At 64.0% G+C, this 21,007-nt stretch carries 21 protein-coding genes; 14 read left to right on the plus strand and 7 right to left on the minus strand.

Features of this window, described 5'->3' with window-relative positions:
• Positions 1-53: 53 nt before the first annotated feature.
• Positions 54-662: an FMN-dependent NADH-azoreductase gene (locus M2427_RS09425; RefSeq protein WP_280705969.1), complete on the plus strand. Its 609-nt coding sequence runs from the start codon at positions 54-56 to the stop codon at positions 660-662.
• Positions 663-728: 66 nt separating this feature from the next.
• Here the strand turns inward: M2427_RS09425 and M2427_RS09430 are convergent, their stop codons facing one another.
• Together M2427_RS09430 and M2427_RS09435 are read right to left on the minus strand one after the other, a co-directional pair.
• On the minus strand, positions 729-917 hold the full coding sequence (locus M2427_RS09430) for a hypothetical protein (RefSeq protein WP_280705970.1): 189 nt from the start codon (positions 915-917) through the stop codon (positions 729-731).
• A gap of 173 nt (positions 918-1,090) precedes the next feature.
• The gene (locus M2427_RS09435) at positions 1,091-1,864 is read right to left on the minus strand and encodes an SDR family oxidoreductase (RefSeq protein WP_280705971.1); all 774 of its coding nucleotides are present in this window, start codon (positions 1,862-1,864) and stop codon (positions 1,091-1,093) included.
• Positions 1,865-1,986: 122 nt separating this feature from the next.
• On the opposite strand from M2427_RS09435, the gene M2427_RS09440 reads away from it, so the two are divergent.
• A complete protein-coding gene (locus tag M2427_RS09440; protein WP_280705972.1) occupies positions 1,987-2,454 on the plus strand; it encodes a helix-turn-helix domain-containing protein in 468 nt (155 codons plus the stop codon).
• A gap of 24 nt (positions 2,455-2,478) precedes the next feature.
• On the opposite strand, the gene M2427_RS09445 is transcribed toward M2427_RS09440, so the two are convergent.
• Positions 2,479-2,718: a hypothetical protein gene (locus tag M2427_RS09445; protein ID WP_280705973.1), complete on the minus strand. Its 240-nt coding sequence runs from the start codon at positions 2,716-2,718 to the stop codon at positions 2,479-2,481.
• A 226-nt stretch (positions 2,719-2,944) separates the two neighbouring features.
• Between M2427_RS09445 and topA the strand changes: the two genes are divergently transcribed.
• From topA to M2427_RS09465, 4 genes are read left to right on the plus strand one after another with little or no spacing between them, the layout of a single operon-like run.
• The gene (gene topA, locus M2427_RS09450; RefSeq protein ID WP_280705974.1) at positions 2,945-5,695 is read left to right on the plus strand and encodes a type I DNA topoisomerase; all 2,751 of its coding nucleotides are present in this window, start codon (positions 2,945-2,947) and stop codon (positions 5,693-5,695) included.
• A gap of 7 nt (positions 5,696-5,702) precedes the next feature.
• The gene (gene rnr / locus M2427_RS09455) at positions 5,703-8,048 is read left to right on the plus strand and encodes a ribonuclease R (protein ID WP_280705975.1); all 2,346 of its coding nucleotides are present in this window, start codon (positions 5,703-5,705) and stop codon (positions 8,046-8,048) included.
• The gene (locus tag M2427_RS09460; RefSeq protein WP_280705976.1) at positions 8,042-8,476 is read left to right on the plus strand and encodes a DUF983 domain-containing protein; all 435 of its coding nucleotides are present in this window, start codon (positions 8,042-8,044) and stop codon (positions 8,474-8,476) included. The genes rnr and M2427_RS09460 overlap by 7 nt, the downstream gene beginning before the upstream one ends.
• Before the next feature lie 32 nt (positions 8,477-8,508).
• On the plus strand, positions 8,509-9,258 hold the full coding sequence (locus M2427_RS09465; RefSeq protein WP_280705977.1) for an NUDIX hydrolase: 750 nt from the start codon (positions 8,509-8,511) through the stop codon (positions 9,256-9,258).
• 63 nt (positions 9,259-9,321) lie between these two features.
• Here M2427_RS09465 and M2427_RS09470 read toward each other — a convergent pair whose 3' ends face one another.
• Positions 9,322-9,867: a hypothetical protein gene (locus M2427_RS09470; protein WP_280705978.1), complete on the minus strand. Its 546-nt coding sequence runs from the start codon at positions 9,865-9,867 to the stop codon at positions 9,322-9,324.
• 240 nt (positions 9,868-10,107) lie between these two features.
• Here M2427_RS09470 and M2427_RS09475 point away from each other — a divergent pair, with 240 nt between their 5' ends.
• The 4 genes from M2427_RS09475 (at position 10,108) to M2427_RS09490 (ending at position 14,502) form a co-directional block, all read left to right on the plus strand.
• Entirely contained in the window at positions 10,108-11,433 is a 1,326-nt protein-coding gene (locus M2427_RS09475; RefSeq protein WP_280705979.1) for an LLM class flavin-dependent oxidoreductase, read from the plus strand.
• Positions 11,434-11,557: 124 nt separating this feature from the next.
• The gene (gene rpmG, locus M2427_RS09480; protein ID WP_057756569.1) at positions 11,558-11,725 is read left to right on the plus strand and encodes a 50S ribosomal protein L33; all 168 of its coding nucleotides are present in this window, start codon (positions 11,558-11,560) and stop codon (positions 11,723-11,725) included.
• Between the two features lie 165 nt (positions 11,726-11,890).
• Positions 11,891-13,735, plus strand: a complete 1,845-nt coding sequence (locus M2427_RS09485; RefSeq protein WP_280705980.1) for a tetratricopeptide repeat protein — start codon at positions 11,891-11,893, stop codon at positions 13,733-13,735.
• A gap of 512 nt (positions 13,736-14,247) precedes the next feature.
• Positions 14,248-14,502 carry a DUF3551 domain-containing protein gene (locus tag M2427_RS09490; RefSeq protein WP_348521919.1) on the plus strand — a complete coding sequence of 85 codons (255 nt, stop codon included), beginning with the start codon at positions 14,248-14,250 and terminating at the stop codon, positions 14,500-14,502.
• Between the two features lie 100 nt (positions 14,503-14,602).
• Here M2427_RS09490 and M2427_RS09495 read toward each other — a convergent pair whose 3' ends face one another.
• Positions 14,603-15,841: an MFS transporter gene (locus M2427_RS09495; protein ID WP_280705982.1), complete on the minus strand. Its 1,239-nt coding sequence runs from the start codon at positions 15,839-15,841 to the stop codon at positions 14,603-14,605.
• Positions 15,842-15,997: 156 nt separating this feature from the next.
• Between M2427_RS09495 and M2427_RS09500 the strand changes: the two genes are divergently transcribed.
• Positions 15,998-16,576, plus strand: a complete 579-nt coding sequence (locus M2427_RS09500; RefSeq protein ID WP_280705983.1) for a TetR/AcrR family transcriptional regulator — start codon at positions 15,998-16,000, stop codon at positions 16,574-16,576.
• 156 nt (positions 16,577-16,732) lie between these two features.
• On the opposite strand, the gene M2427_RS09505 is transcribed toward M2427_RS09500, so the two are convergent.
• Entirely contained in the window at positions 16,733-18,106 is a 1,374-nt protein-coding gene (locus M2427_RS09505) for a PleD family two-component system response regulator (protein WP_280705984.1), read from the minus strand.
• 12 nt (positions 18,107-18,118) lie between these two features.
• Entirely contained in the window at positions 18,119-18,484 is a 366-nt protein-coding gene (locus tag M2427_RS09510; RefSeq protein ID WP_027547216.1) for a response regulator, read from the minus strand.
• A gap of 250 nt (positions 18,485-18,734) precedes the next feature.
• Here M2427_RS09510 and M2427_RS09515 point away from each other — a divergent pair, with 250 nt between their 5' ends.
• The 3 genes from M2427_RS09515 to M2427_RS09525 all read left to right on the plus strand — a co-directional run bounded on the left by M2427_RS09515 (position 18,735) and on the right by M2427_RS09525 (position 20,956).
• On the plus strand, positions 18,735-19,046 hold the full coding sequence (locus tag M2427_RS09515) for a DUF3572 domain-containing protein (RefSeq protein ID WP_280705985.1): 312 nt from the start codon (positions 18,735-18,737) through the stop codon (positions 19,044-19,046).
• Positions 19,043-20,350 (plus strand): DNA polymerase IV, encoded by a 1,308-nt coding sequence (locus M2427_RS09520; protein WP_280705986.1) that lies wholly within the window; start codon positions 19,043-19,045, stop codon positions 20,348-20,350. Before M2427_RS09515 ends, M2427_RS09520 begins: the two co-directional genes overlap by 4 nt.
• A gap of 186 nt (positions 20,351-20,536) precedes the next feature.
• The gene (locus M2427_RS09525; protein ID WP_280705987.1) at positions 20,537-20,956 is read left to right on the plus strand and encodes an ACT domain-containing protein; all 420 of its coding nucleotides are present in this window, start codon (positions 20,537-20,539) and stop codon (positions 20,954-20,956) included.
• The last annotated feature ends 51 nt before the right edge of the window (positions 20,957-21,007 follow it).

The following is a 21,007-nucleotide window of genomic DNA, read 5'->3' on the forward strand; positions in this document are numbered from 1 at the left end:
TCGGCAGTCACTCATGTAGTGCGGGTTACAAATATATACCATGGGTGACCCAAATGAAACTCCTCCATATCGACTCCAGCGTGCTCGGCCCCCACTCCGTCTCCAGGCAGGTTTCCGCCGCCATCGTCGACCGTCTCAAGCAGGCGACGCCCTCGCTGGACCTCGTCTATCGCGACCTGACCCAAACCCCGCTTGCCCATCTCTCCGGATCGCACCTTGCAGTGGCCCAGGGCGCGCCCGCGCCTGCGGAACTCGGATCTGACCTTGCAGCGAGCGCGGCGGTGCTGAACGAATTCCTCGCGGCCGACATCGTCGTGATCGGTGCGCCCATGTACAACTTCACGATTCCGAGCCAGCTCAAGGCTTGGATCGATCGCGTCCTGGTGCCGGGAAAGACGTTCAAATATGACGCAAATGGCGCGCAGGGCCTTGTCGGCAACAAGCGCGTAATCGTGGCGATTTCGCGCGGCGCTTATTACGGCGAAGGCTCACCAATCGCACCGCTCGAGCACCTCGAAACCTATTTGCGCGGCGTGTTCACCTTCATGGGCATCACGAATCCGGAATTCATCGTCGCCGACGGCATCCAGGTCGGCCCGGAGCATCGCGAGAAAGCGCTCGCCGGCGCACTTCAGGCGGCGACGAGTCTGCGCGCAGCGTAAACTTCACGCCGACAACAGCCGCTGCCGAGCCCGGCGGCGGCTGACCGATCGGTGGTGTTGGCTGAGCTAAAACCAGACGCCCTGCACGCCCAGGATCACGGCACCGAGCGACACGAGCAGGCCGATGCCGGAGAAGATGGCGACTCCGATGAACTCGGACAGGTCGGAATGCTCAGTGGGAACTGCGGAGCGTTCGGTATAAATACGCGGTGCTGGTGCTGAAATCGGCGAAAAAATGCGCGCTGCTTTCGACATAACGGGTTCCTCAAATGGACCGTATGACCCCTCGCCCGTAAAAAAGTCTCGGCAGCATGCGCGAAGGTTCAACGCATCACGCAAGGTTCAGAAAATACATCTCGCAGGACGAGGGAACCGGCCGGCGCAACCATTTGAGTCGTGCGAGCCGATTCCATTTTCAATTCACTTGATCAACCGCGATAGATCGGCGCGCCGGCGGGAGACGCGACAGCGCCGCCGTCGACGAAGATCTCCTGTCCCTGAATGTGCGCGGCATCGTCGGACGCAAGGAACAGCACCGTCTTCGAAATGTGATCGGGTTCACCGATACGGCCGAGCGGCGTCGACAGCCCGATCCGCTTCTCGAACGCCTTCTCCGCTTCGGGCGTTGCGATCGCAGCGCCCCAGATCGGCGTGCGGATCGCACCCGGCGCAACGACATTCACGCGGATGCCGCGCGGCGACAGTTCGGAAGCCATGATCCGCGCCATCGCACGCACGCCGGCCTTGGCTGCGCCGTAAGCCGAGTAGCCGGGAATGCCGAGCACCGAGATCACCGAACCATTGAGAATGATCGAGGCGTTGTCGTTGAGATAAGGCAGCGCGGACTGAACGGTGAAGAACACGCCGGTAAGGTTGGTGCTGATGACTTTCTCGAACACTTCGAGCGTGGCTGAGCCGAGCGGCGTGCCGCCGGGGATGCCGGCATTGGCGAACACGATGTCGAGCTTGCCGAACTTATCGGCGCCCTTCCTGATCGCGGCTTCCGTCGCGGCGATGTCGGTGGCATCAGCCGCAAGTGCGATCGCGTTCGGACCGAGCTCCTTTGCAGCCGCCTCCAGCGTCTCCTTGTTGCGTCCTGTGATCACCACCTTCGCGCCCTCGGCCACGAACAGCTTGGCCGTCGCCAGTCCAATCCCGCTGTTGCCGCCGGTAATCAGTGCCGTCTTGTTCTTCAGCCTCATGCTCGCCTCCAGTGGTTGCATAATAAAACTACATTGCGATCTAGGCCAAATGGTTTTATGATGCAACCACACATCCGCGTGATCGGCGCCGAAATCGTGCGAACGCGACAGGACGAGAAACGATGGTGAAACGAACCAGCTTTGAGGGCGATGCCTGCCCGATCGCGCGCGCCCTCGAGGCGATCGGCGATTGGTGGACACTGCTGATCATCCGCGAGGCGCTGTTCGGCCTGCGCCGCTTCGGCGAGTTTCAGAGCAAGCTCGGCATGGCCAGAAACATCCTGTCGGTGCGGCTGCGATCGATGGTCGACCAGGGTATTCTGGAGACCGCCCCCGCCTCCGACGGCAGCGCCTACCAGGAATATGTGCTGACGCCGAAAGGACGCGGCTTGTTCCCGATCCTGGTCGCACTCCGGCAATGGAGCGAGGAGTTCGACGATCATCCAGAGGAGATCACGACCATCCTGGTCGATCGCGCAAAAGGCCGACCGGTGCGCAAGCTCGAACTCCGCGCCGAGGATGGCCGGTTGCTCAGTCAGCCGGATACGATGCTGAAGCTGCGGCCTGCACCGCGACGGCGGTCGGCGTGAGCGGCATAGCCGCGCGTGATCCCCTCACGACAGCTTGCGCTTGCTCCGCAGCCGCAGGTGCTCGTCGGCCTCGAGCTTGGTCATTCCCAGGAGATAATGCAGCACATCGAGCTTGTGGCGCGCGGCGAGCGTGCGCAGGGCGCCGACCTGCTCGGCGATGAAGGCGACGGCCTCATCGGCCCCGCCTTCCCCCGGTTCCTCGTTGCGCGAGCGTGCTTGCGCGCCCGACGCGATGCGCGCGCGTTTCTTTCCTGGCTTTGCCACCAGCCCCACCCGAATCCATGCCCCGCCGCAACATTACGCCCATAGCGGCCGCAACTCCAAGGTGGTAATTTGCAACTTTCTCGATATGAAACTTTTCCCAATCGGAGGGCTTTCAACACGCTTCGATTTGACAGCGAGGGTCGCACCACCCATGTTCGGGTCGAAACGGCCGACCCGAATCTAGAGGAAATCGGCCCAATATTTCCCCGTAAGTTACTGGAACTACATGAATATCGTCATTGTGGAGTCGCCGGCGAAAGCCAAGACGATCAACAAGTATTTGGGCTCGTCCTACGAGGTTCTGGCCTCTTTCGGCCATGTCCGCGACCTCCCGGCAAAGAACGGTTCTGTCGATCCCGACGCGAATTTCAAGATGATCTGGGAGGTCGATCCCAAGGCGGCCGGCCGGCTCAACGACATTGCCAAGTCCCTGAAGAACGCCGACCGCCTGATTCTGGCGACCGACCCTGATCGCGAGGGCGAGGCCATCTCCTGGCACGTGCTGGAGGTGCTGAAGGAGAAGCGCGCGCTCAAGGACCACAAGATCGAGCGCGTGGTGTTCAACGCCATCACCAAGCAGGCGGTCACGGATGCCATGAAGCATCCGCGCCAGATCGACGGCGCGTTGGTCGATGCCTACATGGCGCGCCGCGCGCTGGACTATCTGGTCGGCTTTACCCTTTCCCCCGTGCTGTGGCGCAAGTTGCCCGGTGCGCGTTCGGCCGGCCGCGTGCAGTCGGTGGCACTGCGCCTGGTCTGTGACCGCGAGCTCGAGATCGAGAAGTTCGTCGCCCGCGAGTACTGGTCGCTGGTCGCAACCCTGCTGACGCCGCGCGGCGACGCCTTCGAGGCGCGTCTCGTCGGCGCCGACGGCAAGAAGATCCAGCGGCTCGACATCGGCACCGGTGCAGAAGCGGAAGATTTCAAGAAGGCGCTGGAGCTGGCGACCTATGCGGTCACCGCGGTCGACGCAAAACCCGCCCGGCGCAATCCGCAGGCGCCGTTCACCACCTCGACCTTGCAGCAGGAAGCCAGCCGCAAATACGGCTTTGCGCCGGCGCACACGATGCGCATCGCCCAGCGCCTTTATGAAGGCATCGACATCGGCGGCGAGACCACCGGACTCATTACTTATATGCGTACCGACGGTGTGCAGATCGATCCGTCCGCCATCACCCAGGCGCGCAAGGTGATCGGCGAGGATTACGGCAACGCCTATGTGCCGGATGCCCCGCGCCAGTACCAGGCCAAGGCCAAGAACGCCCAGGAAGCCCACGAAGCGATCCGCCCGACCGATCTCTCCCGCCGCCCCGACAGCATGAGCCGCAAGCTCGATACCGATCAGGCCAGGCTCTATGAGCTGATCTGGAAGCGCACCATCGCCAGCCAGATGGAATCGGCCGAGCTCGAGCGCACCACCGTCGACATTACGGCGAAGGCAGGCACCCGCACGCTGGAGCTGCGCGCCACCGGCCAGGTCATCAAGTTCGACGGCTTCCTCGCACTCTATCAGGAAGGCCGCGACGACGAGGAGGACGAAGACTCCCGCCGCCTGCCCGCGATGAGCCCGAACGACGCGCTGAAGCGGCAGTCGCTGTCCGTCACCCAGCATTTCACCGAGCCGCCGCCGCGCTTCTCGGAGGCCTCGCTGGTCAAGCGCATGGAAGAGCTCGGCATCGGGCGGCCCTCGACCTATGCTTCGATCCTGCAGGTGCTGAAGGACCGTGGCTACGTCAAGCTGGAGAAGAAGCGCCTGCACGGCGAGGACAAGGGCCGCGTCGTGGTCGCGTTCCTCGAAAGCTTCTTCAACCGCTATGTCGAGTACGACTTCACGGCCAATCTGGAGGAGCAGCTCGACCGCATCTCCAACAACGAGATCTCCTGGCAGCAGGTGCTGAAGGATTTCTGGACCGGCTTCATCGGCGCGGTCGACGAGATCAAGGATTTGCGCGTCGCCCAGGTGCTCGACGTGCTCGACGACATGCTCGGCCAGCACATCTATCCGCCGCGCGCCGATGGCGGCGACATCAGGCAGTGCCCGAGCTGCGGCAATGGCCGGCTCAATCTGAAGGCCGGCAAGTTCGGCGCCTTCGTCGGCTGCTCGAACTATCCGGAATGCCGCTACACCCGCCAGCTTGCCGCCGACAGCGAGACCACGGCCGACCGTTCGCTCGGCCAGGATCCTGAGACGGGGCGCGATGTCTGGGTCAAGGCCGGCCGTTTCGGCCCCTATATCCAGCTCGGCGAGCAGAAGGATTATGAGGAGGGCGAGAAGCCGAAGCGCGCAGGGATTCCCAAGGGCACCTCGCCCGGCGATGTCGAGCTCGAGCTTGCGCTCAAGCTGCTGTCGCTGCCGCGCGAGATCGGCAAGCATCCGGAAACCGGTGAGCCCATCACCGCAGGCCTCGGCCGCTTCGGGCCGTTCGTGAAGCATGAGAAGACCTATGCCAGCCTCGAGGCCGGCGACGAGGTGTTCGATATTGGCCTCAACCGCGCTGTCACGCTGATTGCAGAAAAGGTCGCCAAGGGCCCGAGCCGCCGCTTTGGTTCTGATCCCGGCAAGGCACTCGGCGATCATCCCACCCTCGGCACCGTCACCGTGAAGAGCGGTCGCTACGGCGCCTATGTCACCGCGGGCGGCGTCAACGCGACGATCCCGGCCGAGTTCGAAAAGGACACGGTCACGATTGCACAGGCGATCGCGCTGATCGACGAGCGCGCAGCCAAGGGCGGCGGCAAGCCGAAGAAAGCGGCGAAGCCGGCCAAGGCCAAGAACACCGCAGCGAAGGCCGCCGACGGCGACGCCGCGCCGAAGAAGAAACCGGCCGCGAAGAAGGCGGCCAAAACCAAAACTGAATCCACCAGCAAGGCGCGCGCAGGCGTGGCGTCGACGGCCAAGACTTCAGCAGTCAAGACGTCGCCGACCAAGGCAGCCGCTGCCAAAGCTCCGGCCAAGAAGAGTGCCGGCACCAATTAGAGGTTAAGTGAAACGCAAGAATGACCATGGCTTTCCCGACAGGCAAGCCATCGTCGCCTTCATCAAGGCACATCCAGGAACGGTCGGGACCCGCGACATCGCGCGCGAGTTCGGCCTGAAGAACGCCGATCGCATCGCGCTCAAGCGCCTCCTGCGCGAGCTCGCCGACGACGGCACCATCAAGAAAAAACGCCATACGGTCTCCGAGCCGGACAGCCTGCCGCCGACACTGGTCGCCGACATCACAGGTCGCGACGCTGACGGCGAGCTGATCGCCTCCCCCAGCGAATGGGACGAGGTCGAGAGCGGCGAGCCGCCCAAAATTCTCATCGTCATGCCGCGCCGGCCCAAACCCGGCACAACAGCCGGCGTCGGCGACCGCGCCCTGCTGCGCGTCGAGCCGACCGATGAGAGCGAAGGCCCGGCCTATCGCGGCCACATCATCAAGGTCTTCGACAAGACCAGGAGCCGTATCCTCGGCGTGTTCCGCGAGCTGCCCGAAGGCGGCGGACGGCTGATCCCGGTCGACAAGAAGGCCGCTGATCGCGAGCTGAACATTGCAGCCGCCGACACGAAGGGCGCACAGGACGGCGACCTCGTCAGCGTCGATATCGTCCGCACCCGCAGCTTTGGGCTGGCCTCCGGCCGGGTCAAGGAGAAGCTCGGCTCGGTCAAATCCGAGAAGGCGATCAGCCTGATCGCGATCTACGCCCACGACATCCCCTTGCAATTCCCCTCCGCTGCCGAGCGCGAGGCCGAAGCGGCCGAGCCTGCAAATCTGAAGGGCCGCGAGGACTGGCGCGAAGTGCCGCTCGTCACCATCGATCCGCCTGACGCCAAGGATCACGACGACGCGGTGCATGCGCAGCCGGACCCCGATCCGAACAACAAGGGCGGCTTCATCGTCGACGTGGCGATCGCGGATGTGAGCTTCTACGTCCGCCCGGGCACCGCGCTCGACCGCGCCGCGCTCGATCGCGGCAACTCGGTCTATTTCCCCGACCGCGTCGTGCCCATGCTGCCTGAGCGGATCTCCAACAATCTCTGCTCGCTGGTGCCGGGCGAGCCGCGCGGCGCGCTCGCGGTGCGGATGATCATTGCCCCCGACGGCCGCAAGCGTTCGCACAGCTTTCATCGCATCCTGATGCGCTCGGCCGCCAAGCTGAGCTACGCGCAGGCCCAGGCCGCGATCGATGGACGGCCTGACGACACCACCGGCCCCCTGATCGATCCGATCCTGAAGCCGCTCTATGCCGCCTATGCCTGCGTCAAACGCGCACGCGACGAGCGCGATCCGCTCAATCTCGACCTGCCCGAGCGCAAGATCCTGCTCAAGAGTGACGGCACCGTCGACCGCGTGATCGTGCCGGAGCGTCTCGATGCGCACAAATTGATCGAGGAGTTCATGATCCTCGCTAATGTCGCGGCGGCCGAGATGCTCGAGAAGAAATCGCTCCCGCTGATCTACCGCGTGCATGACGAGCCGACGCTGGAGAAGGTCCACGCGCTGGCGGAGTTCCTGCAGACTCTCGATGTGCCGTTTGCGAAAGGCGGAGCGTTACGTCCCGCCCTGTTCAACCGCGTCCTGGCCCAGCTCGAGGGCCACGACCATTTCCCGATGGTCAGCGAGGTCGTGCTGCGCGCCCAGGCGCAGGCGGAGTACTCCTCCGAGAACTATGGACATTTCGGCCTGAATTTGCGCCGCTACGCGCATTTCACCTCGCCGATCCGCCGCTATGCCGACCTCGTCGTGCATCGCGCGCTGGTCCGCGCGCTCGGGCTCGGCGAAGGCGCGCTGCCCGACAGCGAGACGGCGGAAACCCTGAGCGAGGTCGCAGCCCATATTTCGCTGACAGAGCGGCGCGCGATGAAGGCGGAGCGCGAGACCGTCGACCGGCTGATCGCCCATCACCTCGCCGACCGCATCGGCTCGAGCTTTCAGGGCCGCGTCTCCGGCGTTACGCGCGCCGGCCTGTTCGTCAAGCTGAGCGAGACCGGCGCCGACGGCCTGATCCCGATCCGATCCCTCGGCACGGAATATTTCAACTATGACGAGGGCCGCCACGCGCTGGTCGGCACGCGCAGCGGCACCATGTACCAGCTCGGTGACGTCGTTGACGTCCGACTGATTGAAGCCGCTCCCGTCGCGGGCGCGCTGCGCTTCGAGCTGCTGTCGTCGGACAGCGCGACAAGCCCGCCTGACCGCAGGCGACCGGGGCCGCAGCGCCGCCCCTCGTTCAAGGCGCATCCCGGCCGCAGCCCGGATAAAAAACGCAAGCCGCCAAAGCCAAAGCCCGGCAAGAAGGGCAAAGGAAAGAACAAGGGCAAAGGCAAAAAGGGCAAGGCATGGTGACCATGGCCCCGAAAATCTGGACGCGCGAGACCGGCCTCATCGAGAAACGCGATCTCTGGGCTGCGATGAGGCGCGGCTTTCGCGGCCGCTGCCCGCGCTGTGGCGAGGGCAAACTGTTCCGCGCCTTCCTCAAGACCGCGGACGCCTGCTCGTCCTGCGGCCTCGACTTCACGCCGCACCGCGCCGATGATTTGCCCGCGTATCTCGTCATCGTCATCGTCGGCCACGTCACGGTGCCCTCCATTTTGTGGATCGAGACCAACTACACGACGCCGATCTGGCTGACGTTTGTGGCTTACCTGCCCTTCACCTTCCTTGCGTCGCTCGGACTGCTGCAGCCGGTGAAGGGAGCTGTGGTCGGCTTGCAATGGGCTCTGCGTATGCACGGGTTTGACGAGACCCCGCCGGATGGTATTCCGCCTGTGTAAGCACAATAAGCAAGAACAGTCTGGGTGAGGATATGAGCGATACGGCACAGACGTCTGAGAAGGCCAGGATCCACGAGGGGAAGGAAGCCGATCACCACCCGTATTTCCGTCCCCGGGATGCGGCGACACTGATCCTGGTCGATCGCCGCGGCACCGTGCCGAAAGTTCTGGTCGGCAAGCGCCACGACAAGGTGGTGTTCATGCCCGGCAAGTTCGTCTTCCCCGGCGGCCGCGTCGACAAGGACGATCATCGCGTACCTGTCGCCGCCCCCATCACCGCTGAGCTCGAAGCTAATCTCGCCAAGGGTAGCCCGAAGACGCCGGCTTCGCGCGCCAAGTCGCTCGCGATTGCCGCGATACGCGAGGCCTGCGAGGAAACAGGCCTGTGTCTCGGCCGCAAGGCCGAAGTGAAGGCTAAACTCGAGGGCCCGTGGAAGCCGTTCGCCGATGCGGGCCTCTTGCCCGATCCCTCCAGCCTGTTCCTGATCGCCCGCGCGATCACCCCGCCCGGCCGCGTCAAGCGCTTCGACACGCGCTTCTTCACGGCCGATGCGTCTGCGATCACCCATCACGTCGAAGGCGTGATCCATGCCGATGCCGAGCTTGTCGAGCTGGTCTGGGTCGAGCTCGGCTCGAAGCCGCTCGCCGATCTGCATCCCATGACGCGGAATGTGCTCAACGAGCTCGACTCGCGCCTCGCCACCGGCCCGCTGCGCCACGACGCGCCGGTGCCGTTCTTCCATTTCTACGGCGGCAAGATGCAGAAGGATATTTTGGGCTGATCGGCTCTCTGGTCATTCCGGGCTCGCGCCAAGAGGCGCGCCCCGGAATGACGGCCGAGCGGGCTATTCGTCCGCGTCGGGCTCTGTGCCGACATAGTCGCGCGCCGGCAGTTTCAGCGCGCACCCGAGTTCCCGAGCGAGTTGGTTGGCATCCTCGCGTTTGGTGAAGCTCATCAGCGAAATCGCTTCGGTGCCCTTGCTGCCGCAAAGATTGACGTCATAGGTCGTCAATTGCGGATCGTAGTCGTCGGTGATGCTGATGAAGTGATAGTCGGCGAGACTTCGGGACCTGCGAAAGTTCACCGGCCCGAACTGCCTGGTGATCACGATCTGCCGCAGCGTCTCGTTGAGAACGACGAAGCTGCGGAACGTCAGCAGGATCAAGCCGGGAATGCCGATCAGCAGCCCAAGGCCGGTGAACACCAGCACCGGCACGAGGTCGTCGGCGAGCCTGCCGAAACCGGAATAATCCTGGCGCAGGCCGAGCGCGACATTCCAGAGCAGATAGGCGCTCGCCGCCAAGAGCGGCAGCGACAGCAGCCGGCCGAACCAGGGCATCGGCCGGTCGATGCGGACGATGCTGCCGTCTACAGTCATTGCATCTGCCATTGAAGTCTCCTTACGAGGCCTTGGCTTGTTACGAGGCCTTGGCTTGGTCGGAGCCAGGGGTAGGTAGGTTCGAGCTCCCTTCTCGTCATTCCGGGGCGCGCGTAGCGCGAGCCCGGAATGACGCGATTGTGCTGAAGCTGTCGCGAAAAACAAAAAATTCTTCCCGCCTCCCCCAATGGCGGAGTTCCCCGGCGTGCCTATGTCTTTGCCCAACGACACCAGAACGGGATTTTGGGCGCGATGGCACAACGGCAACTCAAGCTCGGCGCGTTTATGCGCCCGATCAGCATCCACACCGGCGCCTGGCGCTATCCCGGAGCCTGGCCCGACGCCAACTTCAATTTCGCTCACATCAAGCAGCTGATCCAGAAGCTCGAGGCCGGCAAGTTCGACGCCTTCTTCATGGCCGATCACCTCGCCGTGCTGAACATGCCGATCAATGCGCTCAAGCGCAGCCATACCGTGACCTCATTCGAGCCGTTCACCCTGCTCTCGGCGCTGTCGGCCGTCACCGAGCGCATCGGCCTGATCGCGACCGGCTCGACCACGTTCGACGAGCCCTACCACGTCGCCCGCCGCTTTGCCTCGCTCGACCATCTCAGCGGCGGCCGTGCAGGCTGGAACATCGTCACCACCTCGAACCCGGATGCCGCGCTCAACTTCGGCCTCGACGACCACATGGAGCACGCCGAGCGCTACAAGCGCGCCCGCGAGTTCTACGACGTCGTCACCGGGCTCTGGGATTCCTTTGCCGACGACGCCTTTGTGCGCGACGTCGAGAGCGGACTTTTCTTCGAGCCTTCAAAGATGCATGTGCTCGACCATCAGGGCAAATATCTGAAGGTGCGCGGGCCTCTCAACATTGCGAGGCCCGTGCAGGGCTGGCCGGTGATCGTACAGGCCGGTGCCTCCGAGGACGGCAAGCAACTCGCGGCGGAGACAGCGGAAGCCGTGTTCACCGGCGGCGGCAGCCTTGCCGACGGGCAGAAGCTCTACGCCGACATCAAGGGCCGCATGGAAAAGATCGGCCGCGACCCCGAGCACCTGAAGATTCTCCCCGGCGCCTTCGTCGTGGTCGGCGACAGCGTCGACGAAGCCAAGGAGAAGCGCGCTTTGCTCGACAGCCGCGTGCATTACGACAGCGCCATCGCCTCGCTGTCGGTGATCCTCGGCACCGATGCCTCCGGCTTCGATCCGGACGGCCAGCTGCCCGAGATTCCGGAAACCAACGCCAGCAAGAGCGGCCGCCAGCGCATGGTCGACCTCGCCAAGCGCGACAAGCTCACCGTGCGCCAGCTCGCCCAGCGCGTCGGCGGCTATGGTGGGCTGTCGTTTGTCGGCACGGCACAAACCATCGCCGACCAGATGGAAGAATGGCTGGTCGGCCGCGGCTCCGACGGCTTCAACATCATGTTCCCGTTCCTGCCCGCCGGCCTCGACGATTTCGTCGACAAGGTCGTCCCGGAGCTGCAGCGGCGCGGGATTTTCCGCAAGGAATATGAAGGAGCCACTTTGCGGGAGAATCTGGGCCTTCCCCGGCCGAAAAACCGGTTCTTCGAGGCCTGATCGGGCCGATTTGAGTGGTTTTCTGCCCCTAAATCCTTGACTTCCCCCGGTTTCTGGCTAGGTTGCCGGCCAACGCGGGCCGTTTGGCCGGCTCCAGATTCCCCAATTTTCTGAGGTTCAGAACATGGCCAAAGCGGTCACCATCAAGGTCAAGCTCGTGTCCTCGGCTGACACCGGCTTCTACTACGTCGCCAAGAAGAATTCGCGCACCATGACCGACAAGCTGGTCAAGAAGAAGTACGATCCCGTGGCGCGCAAGCACGTCGAATTCAAGGAAGCCAAGATCAAGTAAGATCGGCAAGACGCTGAAGACCTTTGCGGGGCCCTTTCGGGCCCCGTTTTCGTTTGGGCTCCGACCAAGCGCCGCCGCCAGCCTCGCGAAATCCTGGCATGGTTAGAAGAAGCAGCCTGCTGCCTTCCATTTGCGGGGCTGCTTCGGATCATCTTCCAGCCGGTCATGAATCGCAGAGAGCGCCGGGCCACCGCGGCCAAACAATCCGGAAAGGTCACGCCGAGCTCCCTCGCCCAGGCAGGTTTCGCGCATCTTCAACGGGCGCGCATTGCCGAGGCCGAACTGTGTTGCCAGCAGGCGCTGACGCTAGACGACCAACATTCGGATGCGCTCCATCTGCTTGGTGTGCTCTGTTTTCACGCGCAGCAGCCCGACGCCGCCGTCGAATGGATCGGCCGCGCGGTCCAGCAGGCGCCGAAGGCAGAGTACCTCCTGAGCCTCGCTGCGGTGCTGGAGCGCCAGGGGCGGCTCGAGCACGCGCAGCAACACTATAGCCACGCCCTGCGCCTCAAGGCGGAGGATGCGGGCCTGTGGAATCACGTCGGCAATCTGCTCTGGCAGCTTGGACGCAAGGATGAGGCCGCGCAGCACCTGCAGCAGGCCCTGAAGCTCGATCCGCATTATTGGGAGGCCGCGCATAATGGCGGCATGCTGCTGCTTGAACTCGGCCGGCATGCGGACGCCGTACGGTGCTTCGATGTTGCGGAGAGACTCGGTCCGAACTCCGCAGCGCTGCATCAGATGCGCGCCGTCTGCCTGTCGGCGCTGAACCGCTTCGAAGAAGCGCAAGCCGACTACGAAAAATCCATCGCGCTGGATCCGAGCCTTGCGGAGACCCACAATAATCTCGGCCTGCTGCATTGGCGATTTGGCCGGCTGGAGCAGGCCTTTGCCTGTTTCGACTCCGCGCTGGCGCTTCGCCCGGATTTCCATGCCGTGCTCAACAACAAGGCCGTCGTCTTGTTGCATCTGCAATTGATCGACGAGGCCTTCTCGACCCTGCGCAGATCGCTCGCGGCCGCGCCAAACGATGCGCAGACATTGTTTTATCTCGCGACGCTCCAGCTCCTGACAGGCGACTTGGAGCACGGCTGGCTCGCGCGCGAGGCGCGCTGGAGATTGCCATCCGTCGGCCTGGTCGATCGCGGCTTCACAAAACCGCTTTGGCGTGGCGACCAGCCCATCGAAGGCAAGACCATCCTCCTGCACTCCGACGAGGGACTCGGCGATGCGATTCAATTCGCGCGCTATGTGCCCATGGTGGCCGCACTCGGAGCCAAGGTCATCCTGGAGGTCGAGCCGCCGATCCAGCAGCTACTTTGCGGCATCGAGGGTGTCGCAGAATGTATCGGCCGATCCTCCGCGCCGGCCTTCGACCTGCACTGCCCCCTCGGCACGCTGCCGCTGGCGTTCGGGACACGGCTCGAGACCATCCCGTTCGCGCGAGGCTACGTTCCTCCACCGCCAGCGGCGCGCGTCAATGCGTGGGAGAGCCGGCTTGGTCCGCGCAATCGATTCCGCGTCGGCCTCGTCTGGGCCGGCAATCCCGATCACAAGAACGATCACAACAGGTCGATGGCCCTGCGCACGCTTGCGCCATTGCTCGATTGCGACGCTCAATTCGTGTCCTTGCAAAAAGGCGTCCGGGATCAGGACCGCGCCTTCCTCGACGAACGCGGTGACATCGTCGACCTCACGCAACATCTGACGGATTTCAGCGAAACAGCTGCATTGATGTCCTGCCTCGACCTGGTTATCTCCGTCGACACCAGCGTCGCCCACCTCGCCGGCGCGCTCGGTGCGCCCGTCTGGACGCTGGTGCCGTTCAATCCCGACTGGCGCTGGCTGCTCCGGCGCGACGACAGCCCGTGGTATCACTCGATGCGGCTCTTCAGACAATCGGCGCGAGGCGACTGGGCTGGCGTCGTTGACGAGATTCGCGTCGAGCTGGAGCAGCAGGTCGCCACACGGCAGTCGAGGCTGGATCAATCTGCGCTCCTGCCCGCCTGATCGGCGCGCGAGCGCTCAAGCTACCGCGATCGCAAACACGAAACGGTCCTCAACACGCTAAATCTCCTCCGCCCGCAGCAGCACAACTGTCTCGGCCGCATGGACTCTTCCGGGCCAGTTGCCCGAGACGATCCTGACGTCGAAATCTCGCCCCCGACAACGGACGCTTATCACGTCACCCACGACAGGCGCGGTGCCCTCAAAATAGTTTTCATCGCGGCCCAGCTCTCTCTCAGTCAAGAGTTCGCCAGACTTGAGCTTGATCCGTTTGACCCAGTATGGCACCGCTCGATCCTCGCTAAAACAATGGCGACCGATCCTACTCAACGACCTGCTCGCGATGATTCTCGGCTCGCTTCAGTTCGATGGTACTCGAATGCACCAGCATAGGGCATGATGATTTCGCCGGGCAAATAGCCTGCTTCCTTTGCTCCGCGAGCGGCTTAGTATTATTGAAGTGCCTGCAGGATCGGAATCTCTATGTCCGCAGTGCAAATCTCGGGAGTCACACGATGCGCGCGCTGCCCTTTCTTCTCGTCGTCTGGATCTCAATGTTCGCGCCCGCTCCGGCCACAGCTCAACGCTTCGGCGGCAATTACCCGGTCTGCATGCAGAGGTGGGAATGGGGCGGCAGCAGCTCGATTTCGTGCCAGTATAGTTCGTGGGACGAGTGTCGGGCCCTGACCGTGGGCCTGTCCGCGATGTGCTTGCAGAATCCTTATGTGCAACAACCGACTCCTCCAGTCCGCAATCCGCGTCCCCGATAGGTGCGATTGCGGCAGCGTAAGCCTAAGCCCTGCTACGGGGCCGCTCGACAAGAACGCGTTGCAAGACGGATTGGCTCAAACTAGCAATCCCCCGCCCCACCTACGCCATGCGCAACACCGGCGACGGCGGCTGCGACGGACGGATCAGCGCGAACGCCACCTGGATGATGCCGCCGGCCAATCCCAGCGCCACGCCGATGCGCCAGGCCATGTTGTAGGAGCCGAGCGCGTCGTAGATCACCCCTCCTCCATAGGCGCCGAGGAAGCTTCCGATCTGGTGGCTCATGAAGGCAAGGCCCTGGATCATGGCCTGCCAGCGCAGGCCGAACATCTCGGCGACGGCGCCTGCGACCAGCGGGCCGACGCCCATCCAGAGGAAACCCATGATGGCGCCGAACAGCAGCGTCGAGGCCGGCGTCGCCGGCAGCATGAAGTACCAGGCGAGCGCGATCGACCGGAAGATGTAGATGCCCCCGAGCAGCGCCAGCTTGTTCCAGCGCTGGCCGGCCCAGCCGAAGAACAGCGAGCCCAGCACGTTGAAGCCGCCGATCATGCCGAGCGTCTGCGCGCTCAGCATCGGATCGAGGCCGCAGATCGCCAGATACGACGGCAGATGCGTGGTGAGGAACACCAGCTGCATGCCGCAGACGAGATAGGCACAGGTCATCACCACGAAGGAGGCGTTGCCGAACGCCGCCGTCGCCACCGAGGTGGCTGTCGCGTCGCCGATGTCGTCGGCGGCAGGTTTTGGCAGCGGGATGGCGTCGACGCGGCCGGCATACCAGGCGGCGGGAATCATCAGCACCGACATGATGACGAAGCCGGCGAGCCCGATGCGCCAGCCAAATCCCTCGTTGAGCATCTGTCCGATCGGCGCCGACAGCAGCGCGCCGAGCGAGCCTGCGCCCGAGACGATGCCGAGCACGGTGGAGCGCACCGTCGCAGGGACCGCGCGCGCCGCCACCGACATCGCGATCGCAGCCGCAGTGCAGGCCAGCGACGTGCCGATCAGCACGCCGGCGCCGATCATGATGCTGACGAGACCGTTCGCAGTCGTCATCAGAATGAGGCCGACGATGTACATCAACGCGCCCACCATCATGATCGGGCGAAAGCCGTAGCGCACCGTCATCGCGCCGGCGAGCGGCTGGAGGAAGCCCCAGGCGAGGTTCTGCACCGCCAGCGCCAGCGTGAAGTCCGACACCGAGAGGTGGATGTCATGCGTCAGCGGCTGCATGAAGATGCCGAGCGACTGCCGCAGCCCCATGCTCAGCGTCAGCATGATCGAGGCGCCGATCAGGATCGGCAATGTCGGGCGCAGGACCTGCAACAGGGGCATTTTTGTTCTCCCACATGGGCGCGGCACGCGCGCCGGCGTCTGCGCTTCGCGTTGATTTTGATTACACAGACCTGTGTAATTAGCCTATAGAGGGACCGCGCTGTCAAGCCGCTTGTTACACAGGTCTGTGTTATGCCGTCCGCCGAAAAATCCGACATGAAGACGCGGATCCTCGAAACCGCCGACAGGCTGTTCTATCTGCAAGGCATTCGTGCCATCGGCGTCGACACCATCGCGGCCGAGATCGGCATCTCCAAGCGCACGCTCTACAACCACTTCCCGTCCAAGGACGCACTGATCGCAGCCTATCTCGAGCGCCGCTTCGTCCACGCCCGCCCCTCCGACAAGCCGCCGGCCGAGCAGATTCTCGCCACCTTCGATTCGCTGGAGCGGCGCTTCTCGGCGAAGGATTTTCGCGGCTGCCCGTTCGTGAATGCGGTCGCCGAGCTCGGTCCCACCGACCGCGCCGTGAAGAAGATCGCCATCGCCTTCAAGGAAAGCCGCCGCGTCTGGTTTCGCGAGCGGCTGGCCGAGCTCGGCGTTGCGGAAGCCGACGCGCTCGCAACGCAACTCGTGCTGCTGGTCGACGGCTCGATCGCACAGGATTTGGTGCGCGACGATCCCGCAATGGCGCGCGCGGCGAAGGAGGCTGCGAAAGTGTTGTTGCGGAATGCCGGGGTGGATGTGGATGGTGATGCGAAGCCGCTGAAGGGCAAGCGCGAGCCGCGATCATGACTGTCGTCCCGGACAAGCGAAGCGCAGATCCGGGACCCATACGCCGCAGCAATAGTTTTGCGAAGACTCGGAGTGACGAGCTCGCTCCATAACTCCTCCCTGGGGTTATGGGTCCCCGCGTTCGCGGGGACGACAGCTGGTGGCGTATAGCCGGCCTCAAGCCGCCTGCGACACCACCCGATTCCGCCCGTCGTGCTTGGCACGATACAGCGCCGTGTCGGCGCGCTTGAGGACGTCGGCGACGGCCTCGCCCTTCTGCTCCAGCGTGGTCAGGCCGATCGAGATCGTGACCTCGACGCGCTTGGTGCCCTTGTGGACGGCAAACGGCTCGCCTGCGATCGAGCGGCGCAGGCGCTCGGCGACCATGCCGGCGACGTGCAGATCGGTCTCCGGCATCACGATGACGAACTCCTCGCCGCCGTAGCGGCAGGCCAGATCGATGCCGCGGATCGACTTGCGCACGCGCACCGCGAACTCGCGCAGCACGTCGTCGCCGCCGTCATGGCCGAAATTGTCGTTGATCGACTTGAAATAGTCGATGTCGAGGATCATCAGCGCCAGCGGCTTGCCGCGCGTGGAGGCCTGCTCGGCGAGCGTGGCCAGATGGCTCTCCATGTAGCGGCGATTGTGCAGGCCGGTGAGCGCGTCGGTGATCGCCATCTCGATCGAGTTCTGCACGTTGTCGCGTAAGTGATCGGTGTAGCGGCGGCGGCGGATCTGGGTGCGGGCGCGGGCCAGCAGCTCGATCTTGTCGATCGGGCGCAGCAGATAGTCGTTGACGCCGATCTCGAGGCCGCGCAGCAGCCGCGTGGCGTTTTCCGCTTCCGCGATCGCAAGGATCGGCACGTGACGCGTGCGCTCCAGCGAGCGGGCCTGGCTGCAGAGCCGCAGGCCGTCGAAATTGTTGAGGTCGAGCGAGACGATCAGGAGATCGTAATTGCCCTCGGCGGCGTGGAACAGCGCTTCGGTCGGGTTCGGCTCGACGTCGATGGTGTGCTCGGCGGCGAGGATCGTCGCGAGCCGCTCATAGGAGGACTCGCGATCGTCGACCAGCAGGATGCGGCCGCCCTTGCCGGTGTCGGCGATGGCGCTGCGCTCGGGCGCCTGCATGCCGATCTCGAGCGAGGTGATGGCGCGCATGCGCAGCTCATCGGTCATCATCTTCAGCCGCGTCAGCGAGCGCACGCGCGCGATCAGCACGACGTCGGAGACAGGTTTTGTCAGGAAGTCGTCGGCGCCGGCCTCCAGGCCGCGATTACGGTCGGACGGGCTGTCGAGCGCGGTGACCATCACGACGGGAATGTGGTGCGTGGCCGGATCGGTCTTGAGGCGGCGGCAGACTTCGAAGCCGTCCAGATCGGGCATCATCACGTCGAGCAGGATGATGTCGCATTCGGCGCGGCGGGCCAGCGCCAGCGCTTCGGTACCGTTCGAGGCTGTCATCACGTCGAAATATTCGGCCGAGAGACGGGCCTCCAGCAGCTTGACGTTGGCGGGAACGTCATCGACCACAAGGATACGCGCGGACACTCTACTCACTCCCTACCCGATAAAACGCCGGACCGTCTCAATGAATTTGCCGACCGAAATCGGCTTGGACAAATAGGCTTCGCAGCCGCCCTCGCGGATGCGCTCTTCGTCACCCTTCATCGCGAAGGCCGTGACCGCGACGACGGGAATGGCACGCAGCTCCGGATCGTCCTTGATCCAGCGCGTCACCTCGAGGCCCGAGACCTGCGGCAATTGGATATCCATCAGCACCAGGTCGGGCCGCATCTTGCGCACGAGGTCGAGCGCCTCGTAGCCGTTGCTGGTGCCGGTGGTCTGGTAGCCGTGCGCTTCCAACAGGTCGCGGAAGAGCTTCATGTTGAGCTCGTTGTCTTCCACGATCAGGACGGTCTTAGCCATCCCGCCCTCCTGTTTGGTCCAAGGACCGGTGCATGTGACGCCTCAGGCGCCGCTTTCCGACGCTTCGAAAACTGGATTCAAACTAGCCTCAGATTTGCTCGAGTTTCGTTAAACCCGAGGGGCCACTTTCCGCGATGTGGTTTCCAGTTGCTTGCCCGGGGCCGCTGGACTCAAAGCCGAGACTCACCCTCAAGACTCGGGCATATTCCAAAGTAGACACCGAAAGTTAACGGAAAGGCAAACCGGGCCCTTGAAAAAGCCTGTTCACAACCCCCGCGAAGTCGCTGAAATCGTTGCGATTCAGGCGCTGTCCTTCGTCGCCGGCGAGCCCGAGCGGCTGGGCCTGTTTCTGGCCGAGACAGGGGTCGGTCCGGAGACGCTCCGGAACGCGGCTTCCGACCCGAATTTCCTGCTCAGCGTGCTCGATTTCGTGCTCCGCGATGACGACACCGTGAAGGCCTTTGCCAAGGCTGCGGAACTGCACCCGACCAACGTTGCTGCGGCGCGGCAGGTGCTGGGCGATGCGCTCGGCGACCGAACATGGGAGCGCGACGTGCCGTGAGCGCCCTAGAGGCGGCCGGGCCCCGCTGCTTCTGCCGGGATTGCCTGGCCGATCTGGACGTCCGTGTACAAGATTCGGGCGTGCGGCGCTGTTCCACCTGCGGCTCCCCTCGCCTCGTCCGTCACCGCGCGCTCGCCAGCCTGACCATCGCGCATGTCGACTGCGACGCCTTCTACGCGACGGTCGAGAAGCGCGACAATCCTGATATCGCCGACAAGCCCGTCATCATCGGTGGCGGCAAGCGCGGCGTGGTCTCGGCGGCCTGCTACATCGCGCGGACCTATGGCGTGCGCTCAGCGATGCCGATGTTCAAGGCGTTGGAAGCCTGCCCGCACGCGACCGTCATCCGGCCTGACATGGCGAAATATGTTCGCGTGGGGCGTGAGGTGCGGCAGGCCATGCAGGCGCTGACGCCGCTGGTCGAACCGCTCTCGATCGACGAGGCCTTTCTCGATCTCTCCGGCACCGAGCGGGTCCACGGCATGATCCCCGCAAAAGTGCTGGCGCGCTTTGCCCGCGACGTCGAGCGCGATATCGGCATCTCCGTCTCGGTTGGCCTGTCCTGCAACAAGTTCCTGGCCAAGATCGCCTCGGATCTCGACAAGCCGCGCGGCTTCGCTGCGCTCGATCAGGAAGAAGCGCGCACGATGCTGGCCGAGAAGCCGGTCGGCTTCATTTTCGGTGTGGGGCCCGCAACGCAGGAGCGCCTCGTGCAGCGCGGGTTCCGCATCATCGCCGATCTGCAAAAGGCCGATGAGATCGAGTTGATGCGGCAATTCCCGAGCGACGGCCGCCGGCTGTGGCGGCTTGCGCGCGGCATCGACGACCGCCGTGTCGAAGCCGATCGCGGTGCCAAGACAATTTCGAGCGAAACCACCTTCGAGACGGATATCCGCGATTTTGCCTCGCTGGAAAAGATCCTGTGGCGGCTGTGCGAGAAGACGTCGTCGCGGCTCAAGAGCAGCGAGCTTGCGGGCTCGACCGTCACCTTGAAACTGAAGACCGCCGATTTTCGCCAGCGGACGCGCTCGCAATCGATCGCGGCGCCGACGCAGCTTGCCGCAAAGATCTTTTCGATCTGCCGCGAGATGCTGGCCAAGGAGATCGACGGCACCGCCTTCCGCCTGATGGGCGCCGGCGTCAGCGCACTGCGCGAAGGCTCCCCCGCCGACGACACCGACATGCTCGACCGCCGCGCCGCCCATGCCGAGCGCGCCGTAGACAGTCTGCGCAAGAAGTTCGGCAACGCCGCCGTGATCCGCGGCATCGCCTATGAGGGGCCGGAGAAGGCGGAGCGGGAGTGATGTACGGTGTGCGCGACGCCATCCCCCCGGGGTCGTCCTGGCGAAAGCCAGGACCCATTACCACCGGCCATCATTTGGCGAAGATTGGTGGTTGACAGCTCGGCGCCGCAACTTCTCCCTGGGGTAATGGGTCCTGGCTCCCGAGCGCAATTGCGCACTAGGCCAGGACGACATTGTGGAAGCACCATGCCAGCCGAACGCGACCTCACTGCGCTGCTGAAAAACCTGAAGCCACAGCTGCAGCCGGGCATCTTCGTATTCTGCACGATCGCGCCAAACGCGAGCCTCCCGGCAGCCCTCAATCCGCTGCTGACGTTCCGCGAGCAGGAAGGAACGACGCTGGTTATCCCTCTTGAAGACGCCGAAGCCGCAGGGCTGAACCATGCATTCCCCTCGCGCCTGATCACTTTGTCAGTCCACTCCGCACTCGACGCCGTGGGATTCCTGGCGGCCATCACTGCGCGCCTCGCCGAAGCCGGCATCAGCGTCAACGCCGTGTCGGCCTTTCATCACGACCACCTCTTCGTGCCCCACGACAGGGCCGATGAAGCAATGGCTCTGTTGCAAGACATGAGCCGGCCGAACGAAGCCAAGGCTGGGTCATAAGCAGCTGGCCATTTGATGTCTGCTGAACCCCTGACAGCGGCGGAAAAGCGG

Source organism: Bradyrhizobium sp. BR13661, from assembly GCF_029892425.1.
Lineage (GTDB): Bacteria > Pseudomonadota > Alphaproteobacteria > Rhizobiales > Xanthobacteraceae > Bradyrhizobium.